This is a genomic window from Streptomyces sp. NPDC045955 (genome assembly GCF_056430805.1).
On the sequence record NZ_JBWKKY010000015.1, the window covers coordinates 113176 to 125666 of the forward strand.

The following is a 12491-nucleotide window of genomic DNA, read 5'->3' on the forward strand; positions in this document are numbered from 1 at the left end:
GTGAGAGTTGGGTAAGTGATGTTCTTACTTTGAACGGTTTTTGACGGACGCTCAGGCAACCGGCAGAACGCCCGGGCCTCCCGGCCCGGGCGCGCTGTCATGCGGAGGTGATCAGACCAGGTCGAACCGGTCCAGGTTCATGACCTTGACCCACGCGGCGACGAAGTCGTTCACGAACTTCTCCTTCGCGTCGTCGCTCGCGTAGACCTCGGCGAGCGCCCGCAGCTCGGAGTTCGAGCCGAAGACCAGGTCGGCGCGGGAGCCGGCCCACTTGACCTCGCCGGTGGCGGCGTCGCGACCCTCGAACGTGGTCTGGTCCTCGGAGGTCGCCTTCCACGTCGTGCCCAGGTCGAGCAGGTTGACGAAGAAGTCGTTCGTCAGCGAGCCGGGCGTCGCGGTGAGGGCGCCGAGCTGGGACTGCTGGTAGTTGGCGCCGAGCACCCGCAGGCCGCCGACCAGGACGGTCATCTCGGGGGCGCTCAGGGTCAGCAAGTTCGCCCGGTCGAGCAGCAGGTACTCGGCCGGCAGGCGGTTGCCCTTGCCGTGGTAGTTGCGGAACCCGTCGGCGGTCGGCTCGAGCGCCTCGAAGGACTCCGCGTCGGTGTGCTCCTGCGTCGCGTCCACACGGCCCGCGGTGAAGGGGACCTCCACCTGGAAGCCGGCTTCCTTGGCGGCCTTCTCGACGGCGGCGGAGCCACCGAGGACGATCAGGTCGGCCAGGGAGACCTTCTTGGCGCCGGAGCCGGCGTTGAACTCCTGCTGGATGCCTTCCAGGACCCGCAGGACCTGGGCCAGCTCGTCGGGCTCGTTGACCTCCCAGCCGCGCTGCGGCTCCAGGCGGATACGGGCGCCGTTGGCACCGCCGCGCTTGTCGCTGCCGCGGAAGGTGGACGCCGACGCCCACGCGGTGGACACCAGCTGCGAGACGGACAGACCCGACTCCAGCAGCTTGGTCTTCAGCGTCGCGATGTCCTCGGCGTCGATGACCTCGCCCTCGGGCTCGGGCAGCGGGTCCTGCCACAGCAGGGTCTCCTCCGGGACCTCCGGGCCGAGGTACAGCGACTTCGGGCCCATGTCACGGTGGGTCAGCTTGAACCAGGCGCGGGCGAAGGCGTCCGCGAACTCCTGCGGGTTCTCATAGAACCGGCGGGAGATCGGCTCGTAGATCGGGTCGAAGCGCAGCGCCAGGTCCGTGGTGAGCATCTTCGGGCGGTGCTTCTTCGAGGAGTCGTGCGCGTCCGGGACGATCTCCGGGGCGTCCTTCGCCACCCACTGGTGGGCGCCGGCCGGGCTCTGCTCGAGCTCGTACTCGAACTCGAAGAGGTTCTTGAAGAACCCGTTGCTCCATTGGGTCGGCGTCGAGGTCCAGGTGACCTCCAGGCCGGAGGTGATGGCGTCGCCGCCCTTGCCCGTGCCGTAGGTGCTCCGCCAGCCCAGGCCCTGCTCCTCCATGGAGGCGGCCTCGGGGTCGGCGCCGACGTGGTCGGCCGGGCCGGCGCCGTGGGTCTTGCCGAAGGTGTGGCCACCGGCGATCAGGGCGACGGTCTCCTCGTCGTTCATCGCCATGCGGCGGAACGTCTCACGGATGTCGCGGGCCGCGGCGAGCGGGTCCGGGTTGCCGTTCGGGCCCTCCGGGTTGACGTAGATGAGGCCCATCTGGACGGCGCCGAGCGGGTTCTCCAGCTCACGGTCGCCGGTGTAGCGCTTGTCGTCGAGCCAAGTGGTCTCGGGGCCCCAGTACACGTCCTCCTCGGGCTCCCAGACGTCCTCGCGGCCGCCGGCGAAGCCGAAGGTCTCGAAGCCCATCTGCTCCAGGGCGACGTTACCGGTGAGGATCATGAGGTCGGCCCAGGAGATGCTCTGGCCGTACTTCTTCTTCACGGGCCACAGCAGACGGCGGGCCTTGTCGAGGTTGCCGTTGTCCGGCCAGCTGTTGAGCGGGGCGAAGCGCTGCTGTCCGGCGCCGGCGCCGCCGCGGCCGTCGCTGATGCGGTAGGTGCCCGCGCTGTGCCAGGCCATGCGGATCATCAGGGGGCCGTAGTTGCCGAAGTCGGCCGGCCACCAGTCCTGCGAGGTGGTCAGCACCTCGGCGATGTCCTGTTTCACGGCCGCGAGGTCGAGGGCCTGGAACGCCTCGGCGTAGTCGAACTCCCCACCGAGCGGGTTGGCCACCTCGGGATTCTTGGCAAGGATCTTCAGGTTGAGGCGCTCCGGCCACCACTGACGGTTGCCGCCCCCCTGAGTGGGATGCAGGGCGCGGCCGTGCGCCACGGGGCAGCCGCCGCTCGTCTCCTCCTGCTTCGCGTCGGTGACGATCGCGTCGTGGTTCTCAGTCATGGAAATCCTTCCGGACGGGGTGGAACACGGTGCTCGGGTGGATCACATCGCTCAGGTACTGCGGGCGGTGGAGCAGGCGGGGCACAGGCCCCAGTAGATGACCTCGGCCTCGTCGACGGCGAAGCCTCGGTCGTCGGACGCGGTCAGGCAGGGGGCGTGGCCGACCGCGCAGTCGACGTCGGCGACGGCCCCGCAGGACCGGCACACGAGGTGGTGGTGGTTGTCACCGACCCGTCCCTCGTAGAGGGCCGGGCTGCCGGGTGGTTCGAGGCGGCGTATGAGTCCCGCCGCGGTGAGTGCGTGGAGCCCCTCGTACACGGCTTGGACGGAGATGTGGCCGACGCGGCCGCGTACCTCGGAGGCGATCGCCTCGGCGCCGAGGTGGTCGCCGTCCCGCACGGCCTGGAGCAGTGCGACGCGGGCGGCCGTCACCCTCAGGCCGGCACCGCGCAGTTCCTCGGCGGCGGTCGGGTTCCGGGATGCGGTCATGACGGACAACCTAGCCGCACAAACACGAATGATTCAAGAAAACGAACGGTTCAATTTTGGTGTCGCGCGGGTGCCGCTCGGATGGGCGCGTGTACGGCTTGGCCTGGCACGCCTGTTGACGCACTGTGAGCTCGGTCACAGCATCGATGATCGCGCTTCGGTGCGGTGGCGGGATGGTGTCAGCCGTGTCCGTGTCGCGCCAGCACCGCCCGTGCGGTTTCGGCCATGGCCTCGTCGACCATCCGGCCCTCGAAGGCGAGGGCGCCGATGCCGTCGCGCTGGGCGGCTTCCACGGCTGCGACGAGGCGCGCGCAGCGGTCCAGCTCGTCGGGGGTGGGGGCGAAGACCTCGTTGATCACGGGGACGTGGGTCGGGTGGACGGCCATCATCCCCTCGTACCCGAGGGCCCGGTTCTGCTCGGCGAAGGCGCGCAGGCCCGTCAGGTCGGCGATGTCCGTCCACAGTCCGGTCACCGGGCCGGGCGCTCCGGCGGCGCGGACGTCGAGCAGGACGCGGGAGCGCAGGGCCAGGGTCTCGGTGCCCTGAGGGCTCCAGCGGTAGCCGACGGCGCGTTCCACGTCGCCGCCGGGTGCGGTCAGGGCGCCGACGTGGGCGACCCGGGGGGCAGCGGCGGCGATGTCGTAGGCGTCGTGCAGGGCGCGGGCGGATTCCAGCAGCGGGACGAGGGCCGTCGAGCCGGCCGGCAGGCCGTGTTCGTGTTCGCACCAGCCGATGAGACGGTCCGCGAGCCGTACGTCGGCGGCGGTGTGCACCTTGGGCAGGACCACCCCGGCCAGTCCCGGGCGTACGACGGCACGCAGTTCCCCGGCGGCGGTCCAGTCGTCGAGCGGGTTGACGCGGACGAACAGGGCCATGCCGCCGGACGGTTCCCCGGCGGCCTCCGCCAGGGCCTCGGCCACCCGGGCCCGGGCGAGCGGCTTGTCGGGGGCGGGAACCGCGTCCTCCAGATCGAGAACGGCGGCGTCCGCCCCGGCCGCGCGCGCCTTGGGCAGCCAGTCCGTGCGGAGGCCGGGGACGAAGAGGAGGGAGCGGAGCGCAGGCCGGGGGGTGGTCGTGGTGCCGGGCGTGGTCGCGCCGTGGGCTCCGGTCGCGCTGTGGACTCTTGTCGCGCTTTCGGGCGTGGTCACGCTGTGCGGCTCAGACGACATCGTTCTTCTCCAGCTCGGCCAGTTCCTGGTCGCTCAGGCCGAGCCAGCCCCGGTACACCAGGTCGTTGTCCTGCCCCAGCGCCGGCCCGGTGCGCCAGACGCGGCCGGGACGCCGGCGGAAGTGCGGGATGACCGCCTGCATGCGGACGTCGCCCAGGTCGGGGTCGGGCACGGTGACGATGTCGCCGCGTTCGGCGTAGACCGGGTCGGCGGCGATGTCGGCCGCGTCGAACACCCGGGAGGCCACCACCTCGGCACGGGCGAAGGCCTCCAGGCACTCGGCGGCGGTGCGGCCGGCCACCCATGCCCGCAGGCCGTCGTCCAACTCCCCGCGCCGTGCGTGCTGTTGCTCCGACGTGGCGAACTCCTCCTCCGGCAGGCCCAGCAGCCGGGCCACATTGCGCACCGAGCGCAGGGTCGCGGAGGTGACGGTGATCCACTGCTCGTCCCGGGAGCGGTAGGTGTTGATCACGGCGGCGGGCGCGACGGCCAACTGGTTGCCGGAGCGCTGGGGCACGGTTCCCAACTGGTCGTGGACGATGACCTGCCACTCGACCAGCCGGAACAGTGGCTCGAACAGGGCGAGGTCGATCCACTCGCCGTCGAAGCCGGGGTCGTGGTCGCGCCGGTGGAGGGCGGCGAGGACGGCGTAGGCGCCCATGAGGCCGGTCACGGCGTCGCCGTGCGAGAAGCCGGTGTGGACGGGCGGCCCGTCGGGGGAACCGGTCAGATGGACGACACCGCTGCGGGCCTCGCCCATCTTGCCGAACCCCGGGGCGTCGGCCTGACTGGAGGTGGCGCCGAACCCGGAGATCTGGAGCAGGACGGCCTTGGGGTTGATCCGGTGCACGGACTCCCAGTCGAGGCCCCAGCGGCGCAGACGCCCGGCGCGCAGGGTGACGATGACGACATCCGCCCAGGCGACGAGCCGGTGGGCGACCGCGCGGCCCGCTTCGTGGTGCAGGTCCAGCGTGACGGAACGCTTGTTGCGGGCGGCCACCTTGAACCACAGGGGAACGCCGTTGCGCCGGGGCCCCATCGCGCGGGCGGCGTCACCGGCGCCCGGGGGTTCGACGTGGACGACGTCCGCGCCCTGGTCGGCGAGCATCGAACCCGCGAGCGGGCCGGCCACCACATGAGCGAACTCGACCACCTTCAGTCCGCACAGCTGGCCCTGCCCGGTGGTGTTCGGCATGTCCTTGTCCGACACGGATGCGTCCCCTCGGCTGCACTGGTCCGGTTCTTCAGACTGCCGAGGAGCAGAAATGCCTGTCCAGCAAAAGAAGACCATCAATCCATGCGACTGGTGCATGAATCGGGGCCGCTCGACGGTGACTCAGGCCCAGGAGACTCCCGGCGGCAGGTCCCGGCCCCGGGCGCGGAAGTCCTCGAGCGTCTCCAGGAAGTGCTCGGTGACGCGCGGGAGGGTACGGCGGGCGCGCAGCGCGATGTCGAGGCGCCGGTCGACCACGGGCTCGACGAGCGGCCGGAACACGAAGGGCCCGGTGCCCAGCAGTGGCAGCACCAGGGCGGGCAGCGCGCTCACACCGAGTCCGGCGGCGACGAGTCCGCCCACGGTGGCGACACTGCCGGCCTCCGCCGCCGGTACGGCGTGCGCGTCGACCTGGCCGAACGCGGCGTCCGTGAGCCGCCGTACGCTCGAGTCCCGTCCGACGGCGAGGAACGGTTCGCGGGCCAGGTCCGCCCAGCCGACCTCGTCGCGGGCGGCGAGCGGATGGTCCTCGCGCAGGACGGCGACGAAACGGTCACGCACCAGCGGCCGGTGCTCCAGCCGCGCGGGCGGCAGGCCGACCGTGGTGATGGCGAAGTCCGCGTCGCCGGACAGGACCCGGTCCAGTACGGCCCGTTCCAGTCCGTCGAGCAGCCGTACGGCCACGCGCGGCCGGTCGGTACGGAAGCCGGAGATGACCTGCGGAAGCAGCACGGCGGCGACGGAGGGCAGGGTGGCGACGGTGACGGTGCCGGACTCACCGAGCAGGAAGCGGTCCAGTTCGTTCATCCCGGCCCGGTGGGCGCCGAGGATCTGCTCGGCGATCCGCAGCGCCTCGGTGCCCGCGGCGGTCAACTGCACGTTGCGCGTGTCGCGTTCGAGGAGTTGCGCGCCGACCTGCCGCTCCAGGTCGGCGACCGCGCGGCTGAGGGACGACTGTGAGACGCCCAACTGGGCGGCCGCCGCGGTGAAACTGGTCGCCCGGGCGACGGCCGCGTACGCCGTGAGTTGACGCAGGGTGGCATCCATGGCCGGGAAGCGTACGCCGGAGCGAGCCGATTGATGCGGGGATCGCATGGACAGATACCGGTTTGATGCTGGACAGGGATCATCCGGCGCTCGGACACTCTCGGCTATCCCCGTACGCCCCGCCACACCCAGCTCTCCGCGCCGGGGACCGCGACCCGAGAAAGCGAGCCACCATGCCGGCAGCCCTGGGCTTCGCCACGATCGCCCTGTTCCTGTTGCTCACCATGACCAAACGGGTCTCGGTGCTGGTCGCGCTCGTGGTGCTTCCGGTGCTCGCGGCGCTGGCGGGCGGCTCCGGGGGCGAGCTGGGCGGGATGGTGCTCGACGGGCTGTCGAAGGTGGCCCCGACCGGCATCATGATCGCCTTCGCCGTGCTGTACTTCAGCCTCATGGTGGACGCGGGTCTGTTCGATCCGCTGATTCGCGGTCTGCTGCGGCTGGCCAAGGGCGATCCGCTGCGCGTCACCGTCGCCACGGCCGTCCTCACGCTGTGCGTGGCCCTGGACGGGGACGGGGCCTCCACGTTCCTCATCACCGTCTCCGCGCTGCTGCCCGTCTACCGGAAGCTGGGCATGAGTCCGCTGGTGCTGTCCGGGGTCGTCTGCCTGGGGGCGGGCGTGATGAACATGATCCCCTGGGGCGGGCCGACGGTCCGGGCCATGGCGGCACTGAAGCTGGAGAGTTCGGACGTCTTCACGCCCGTGCTGCCCGCGATGGGGTTCGGGATCGCGTGGGTCCTGGTGGCGTCCTGGCTGATCGGCCGCCGGGAGCGGCGGCGGCTCGGCGCACTCACCGGGCCGGGCGAGGAGGCCGCCACCGGCGAGCCGGTTCCCGCGACGGCCCCCAGGTCCGAGGACGGGCCTGTTCCCGCGAAGCCCCCCGCCCCCGGTGACGAGCCGGTTCCGGCGAGGCCCCCCGCCCCCGGTGAGGGGCCGGGCGCCGTCCGGCTCGCCGCGCCCACGCCGCGCCGGCTGACGCTGTTCAACCTGCTGCTGACCGTCGTGCTCGTCGTGGCGCTGATCCTGGAGGTCATGCCGCTGCCGGTGCTGTTCGTCCTCGGGTTCGCGGTGGCTCTCCTGGTCAACCACCCCACGTGGGAACAGCAGCAGGCGCTGCTCGACCGGCACGCGAAGAACGTCGTGCTCGTGACCATCATGATCTTCGCGGCCGGTGTGTTCACGGGGGTCCTCACCGGGACCGGGATGATCGACGACATGGCCGAGGCGCTCGTGTCCGTGATACCGGACTCCCTCGGCGGCCATCTGCCGGTCCTCGTGGCCGTCACGGGCATGCCGCTGAGTCTCGTCTTCACCCCGGACGCCTACTACTTCGGTGTCCTGCCCGTCCTCGCCGAGACGGCCCACGGCTTCGGCACCGACCCGGCCGAGGTCGCCCGGGCCGCCGTCCTCGGCCAGATGACGACGGGTTTCCCGCTCAGCCCGCTCACGGCCGCCACGTTCGTCCTGGTCGGCATGAGCGGCGTCCAGCTCGGCGAGCACCAGCGCTTCATCTTCCGCTGGGCCTTCGCCACCACGCTCGTGATGACCGCCGCCGCCGTCCTGACCGGCGCCCTCTCCCTCTGACGGGGAATCGGCATGCCCCCGGGGGGAGCCGGCCGTCTACCGGTCCGCCGATGAGCTCAGACGTTCGAGCTGGGCGGCGGCCGTCGCCGCCCTGCGATCCGCCTCGCGGACGCGGCGGTCGGCCGTGCGCGCCCGTTCCCGGGCCGACCGCTCGGCGAAGCGGGCCTGCTGGTGCTCCTCCCTGGTGCGGGCCAGTTCGGCGGTGAGTTCGTCGACGCGCCGCTGGAGGCGGTCCACCTGCTGTTGCGCCTCCTGTGCGGCCTGGCCGGCGGCCGCCGCCTCGTCCTTCAGCGCCCGCAGCTCCCGGTCGGCGGCCTCGGCCTCCCGGCGGGCCTGCGCCAGCCGTCGCCGCTGTTGCTCGCCGGCCTTCCGGTCCGGACGGGAGGGGGCCGGAGCGGCGGACGGGCGGCGCTGCGTCGTGGCGCGGTCCGGGGCGGCCCTCTCCTCGACGGCGACCGCCGCGGCGGCCGGGAAGCCGACGGCGGCACTGAGCGGCTTGGCCAGCCGGCCGCTCGCCCAGGCCTCGGCGGCCTCGGGGTCGGCCAGGACGGCGTGCAGGGTGTTCTCGACCTCGCGCTGCACGCCTTCACCGATCGGATGTCCGGCCTCCGCGGCGAGCTGCCGGGCCTGAGCGGACAGGGCGCGGATGAGCGCGTGCTGCTGCCTGCTCAGTTCGCGCAGCTGGGTGCGGTCCAGCGACTGGTGGGCCTGCCGCAGCCCTTCGCCCAGGCGGAGCAGGGGCTCGACATCGCCGGGCCGGCTGCGGACGAGGAGGTTGCCGGCCCAGGCCGCGAGGCTGGGTTTGCGCAACGCGCCGATCCGCTCGGCGAGTTCCCGGTCGCCGGCCGTGCGGGCGGCGGCCACGGCCGATGAGCGGGCGGCGGTGAACTCCTCCGGCCGCAGGGCGTACAGCTCGTCGGCCACAGCGTCGAAGTCCATGAGCGTCCCTTTCGGTGGAGGCGCTGCTCCGATCCTCCCAGGCGAGGCCGCGAGGGGCTCGTGGAGCGCGCCATTCCGGCGGGGCGGAACGCTCCCGCGGTACCCGGTTCATGATCCGGAAATCGACGGTTTAACATATGAGCGCCGCCTAGCTCGAAAGATGGATCTGTGACTGTCAACGACGACTCGTTCACCAACTGGAAGAACCGCGAGGAGATCGCGGAGTCGATGATCCCGATCATCGGGAAGCTGCACCGGGAGCGGGACGTGACCGTCCTGCTGCACAGCCGCTCCCTGGTGAACAAGTCGGTGGTCAGCATCCTCAAGACCCACCGGTTCGCCCGGCAGATCGCCGGCGCGGAGCTCTCGGTCACCGAGACGCTGCCGTTCCTGCAGACCCTGGCCGAGCTCGACCTCGGGCCGTCCCAGATCGACATCGGCATGCTCGCCGCGACGTATCGCGAGGACGACCGCGGTCTGTCGGTCGCGGAGTTCACCGCCGAGGCCGTCGCCGGTGCCACCGGGGCCAACAAGATCGAGCGCCGCGAGGGCCGGGACGTCGTCCTCTACGGCTTCGGCCGCATCGGCCGGCTCGTGGCCCGGCTGCTGATCGAGAAGTCCGGCTCGGGCAACGGTCTGCGGCTGCGGGCCATCGTCGTGCGTGGCGGTGGGGAGCAGGACATCGTCAAGCGCGCCTCCCTGCTGCGCCGCGACTCCATCCACGGCCAGTTCCAGGGCACGATCACCGTCGACGAGGCGAACAGCACGATCGTCGCCAACGGCAACGCGATCAAGGTCATCTACGCGAACGACCCGTCGGAGATCGACTACACGGCGTACGGCATCAAGGACGCCATCCTCATCGACAACACCGGCAAGTGGCGCGACCGCGAGGGCCTGTCGGAGCACCTGCGTCCCGGTATCGACAAGGTCGTGCTGACCGCGCCCGGCAAGGGCGACGTCCCGAACATCGTGCACGGCGTCAACCACGACACCATCAAGCCGGACGAGCGGATCCTGTCCTGCGCGTCCTGCACGACGAACGCGATCGTGCCGCCGTTGAAGGCGATGGACGACGAGTTCGGGGTCCAGCGCGGGCACGTGGAGACCGTCCACTCGTTCACCAACGACCAGAACCTGCTGGACAACTACCACAAGTCCGAGCGCCGGGGCCGCAGCGCGCCGCTCAACATGGTCATCACCGAGACGGGTGCCGCCTCCGCCGTCGCCAAGGCGCTGCCCGACCTCAGGGCGAAGATCACCGGCAGCTCCATTCGGGTCCCGGTACCGGACGTCTCCATAGCGATCCTGAACCTCCAGCTCGCGCGCGAGACCACCCGGCAGGAGGTCCTCGACTACCTGCGCGAGGTGTCGCTGACCTCGCCGCTGAAGCGCCAGATCGACTTCATCAGCGCGCCCGACGCCGTCTCCAGCGACTTCATCGGCTCGCGTCACGCCTCGATCGTCGACGCCGGCGCGACCAAGGTCGAGGGCGACAACGCCATCCTCTACCTCTGGTACGACAACGAGTTCGGCTACTCCTGCCAGGTCATCCGTGTCGTGCAGCACGTGTCCGGGGTGGAGTACCCGACGTACCCGGCTCCGGCGGTCTGAGCCCTGAGGACCACGCGGGGCGTGTCCGGCTGGCACGCCCCGCGTTCTCATGCGTCAGGAGCGGGTCTGCTCGATCCGGTACTGCCGTGTCTTCGCGCCGTCCTCGCGGTCACCGGGCCGGAGGCGCGCACCGGGACGTCGGCGAGGAGTGTGCCCTCGGTGCCGACGGGCACGGTCTCGCTCGCGTCGGTCGCGCGCCTCGCGCAGGTGAAGGTGATGGTGTCGGACGGGTTCTTCGTGCCGGACCTCCACTTCGACCAGGCCTTCTCGGACGAGTTGCCGTTGCGCGGCGGATCTGATCGGCGAGCACTGGCTGACCCACCGCGGTCTCGTCCCCGCGTCGAAGCGGGCGGCCCGCGTGGCCGAGCTGCTGGAGATGGTCGGCCTGCGCGCGTCGGACGCGAGCCGTCACCCGCACGAGTTCTCCGGAGGACAGCGGCAGCGGATCGGGATCGCCCGCGCCCTGGCGCTGGAGCCGGAGGTGATCGTCTGCGACGAACCCGTCTCCGCGCTGGACCTGTCGGTGCAGGCACAGGTGCTCAACCTCCTGTGCGACCTGCGGGACGAGCTGGGCCTGTCGTACGTGTTCATCTCGCACGACCTGTCCGTGGTGCGGCACCTCGCCGACCGGGTCGCCGTGATGTACCTGGGCAGGATCATGGAAACCGGACCGACGGAGGAGGTCTACGAGCGCCCACGCCACCCGTACACGGAGGCGCTGCTGTCGGCGGCCCCCTCCCCCGTGGCCGGCGGCGGACGCAAACGACAGCGCATCCCGCTCACCGGTGAGATCCCCTCCCCGGCCGAACCACCGTCAGGATGCCGCTTCCGGACCCGGTGCCGGCAGGTACGGGACCTGTGCGCCGAGACAAGTCCCCGCGGCACCGCCCCCGGGGTCCGTGCACGGTGCGGCGTGCCACTTCCCTCTGGAGGAGACACCGCCGGTGGCTGTGTGAGGGCGGTGCCCTCGTCAGCCGACGGCATCCACCAGGAACTCCTGGTCCCGTGACCCCGTGCAGCGCTGCTGGGCGATCTCGGCACCCGCGGCACGGTCGTCGGCGCCGTTGACGCCGAGACACATCCCGTTGTGCACCACGTGAATCCGGTATTCGTTCCCCTTGGCCCCCTTGGACCCGTCAAGGGGTTCGAAGAAGAAGTGCTGGCTGGTGCGGTCCGCCGAGCAGCTTTCCCAGGGCCAGGGTTCGAGCAGTCCCTCGACGACATGCCCGCTGCCGAGCGCGGTGAGACAGCCGTCGCCGTACACCGGGTGGCGCCACTGGATGTAGTACGAGCCTGTGTTGCCGACCGACACCAGTGCGAGGTCCGGTGGTGTGGCGTCGGCGCAGGGGCGCTGGACGGCGACCTGGCTTCGGTAGCGCCCCTTGCGGTCGTGGCCCTCGGTGACGCACAGCCTGGGGGCCAGGGCGGGCCGGACCCTGGATCGGCCTGGCTCCGGGCCGTAGTCGCCGGTGGTCAGAGGGGAGGCCGAGGAGGAAGCGAGGCCCGCTGCGACCCCGGCCCCACGCGCCGACGCGTCCCGGCCGCCCTCCTCGCCGGGCAGCAGGGCCCAGGCCCCCACAGCGGCGAGCAGCAGCCCGGCAATGGCGGTGGCGGCGAGAGTTCGTCGGCTTCGGACTCGGCCGACGCCCCGGGCCCGGTTCGCGGCCGGGTTCTCGGCTGGTGACCGGGCGGAGTCCGGCGCCCCGTCGGACGTCGGCCCTTCGTCGGCCGGCGTCGGCCCTCCACCGTCAGGCCTCGGCCCGTCCTCCGCCCGCGGCGGCTCGGCGACAGTCAGCCGGTCCCTGGCCTCCAGCCACGCGCCGACGTCCTCACCCCTCCCACACGCGCGGACGAACGCGGCGACCACCTCCGCACGCGGCAGCGAGTCCCGGCGCAGCGCGTCGGCCACGGTGCTGCGCGCGAGCACGTCCCCGCGTCGTTCCGCGTTCGCTTCCAGCCGGCGGTAGGTCAGGCCGGCCTGTTCCTTGAGCCGGCGCATGCACGCCACGAACTCGGCGGCGCTGCGCGCCTCCTGCGGCAATGGACGCTCTCTCCCCATGTCCGGCCATCCTCGTCCCGCCCCGGGTGGTGGACAATCCG

At 71.6% G+C, this 12491-nt stretch carries 9 protein-coding genes and 1 pseudogene; 3 read left to right on the forward strand and 7 right to left on the reverse strand.

All coding sequences use genetic code 11. The features are described from left to right. Positions 1-111: 111 nt before the first annotated feature. The 5 genes from katG to AC07F0_RS28440 form a co-directional block, all read right to left on the reverse strand. Positions 112-2337, reverse strand: a complete 2226-nt coding sequence (gene katG / locus AC07F0_RS28420) for a catalase/peroxidase HPI (protein WP_436726079.1) — start codon at positions 2335-2337, stop codon at positions 112-114. Positions 2338-2388: 51 nt separating this feature from the next. Then, the gene (locus AC07F0_RS28425) at positions 2389-2826 is read right to left on the reverse strand and encodes a Fur family transcriptional regulator (protein WP_010038222.1); all 438 of its coding nucleotides are present in this window, start codon (positions 2824-2826) and stop codon (positions 2389-2391) included. 179 nt (positions 2827-3005) lie between these two features. After that, positions 3006-3995 carry an HpcH/HpaI aldolase/citrate lyase family protein gene (locus tag AC07F0_RS28430; protein ID WP_478982935.1) on the reverse strand — a complete coding sequence of 330 codons (990 nt, stop codon included), beginning with the start codon at positions 3993-3995 and terminating at the stop codon, positions 3006-3008. Next, positions 3985-5190, reverse strand: a complete 1206-nt coding sequence (locus AC07F0_RS28435) for a CaiB/BaiF CoA transferase family protein (RefSeq protein ID WP_478982985.1) — start codon at positions 5188-5190, stop codon at positions 3985-3987. Before AC07F0_RS28435 ends, AC07F0_RS28430 begins: the two co-directional genes overlap by 11 nt. A 141-nt stretch (positions 5191-5331) precedes the next feature. Then, a complete protein-coding gene (locus AC07F0_RS28440; RefSeq protein WP_478982936.1) occupies positions 5332-6255 on the reverse strand; it encodes a LysR substrate-binding domain-containing protein in 924 nt (307 codons plus the stop codon). 173 nt (positions 6256-6428) lie between these two features. Here AC07F0_RS28440 and AC07F0_RS28445 point away from each other — a divergent pair, with 173 nt between their 5' ends. Continuing rightward, positions 6429-7838, forward strand: coding sequence for a CitMHS family transporter (locus tag AC07F0_RS28445; protein ID WP_478982937.1), 1410 nt, complete (start codon positions 6429-6431; stop codon positions 7836-7838). A gap of 36 nt (positions 7839-7874) precedes the next feature. On the opposite strand, the gene AC07F0_RS28450 is transcribed toward AC07F0_RS28445, so the two are convergent. Next, positions 7875-8777 carry a hypothetical protein gene (locus AC07F0_RS28450; RefSeq protein ID WP_478982938.1) on the reverse strand — a complete coding sequence of 301 codons (903 nt, stop codon included), beginning with the start codon at positions 8775-8777 and terminating at the stop codon, positions 7875-7877. Between the two features lie 168 nt (positions 8778-8945). Between AC07F0_RS28450 and AC07F0_RS28455 the strand changes: the two genes are divergently transcribed. After that, positions 8946-10391, forward strand: coding sequence for a glyceraldehyde-3-phosphate dehydrogenase (locus AC07F0_RS28455; RefSeq protein WP_478982939.1), 1446 nt, complete (start codon positions 8946-8948; stop codon positions 10389-10391). Between the two features lie 250 nt (positions 10392-10641). Then, a pseudogene (locus AC07F0_RS28460) lies at positions 10642-11347 on the forward strand (oligopeptide/dipeptide ABC transporter ATP-binding protein); the annotation flags it as partial. Positions 11348-11361: 14 nt separating this feature from the next. On the opposite strand, the gene AC07F0_RS28465 reads toward AC07F0_RS28460, so the two are convergent. Continuing rightward, positions 11362-12450 carry an XRE family transcriptional regulator gene (locus AC07F0_RS28465; protein WP_478982940.1) on the reverse strand — a complete coding sequence of 363 codons (1089 nt, stop codon included), beginning with the start codon at positions 12448-12450 and terminating at the stop codon, positions 11362-11364. Positions 12451-12491: the final 41 nt, after the last annotated feature.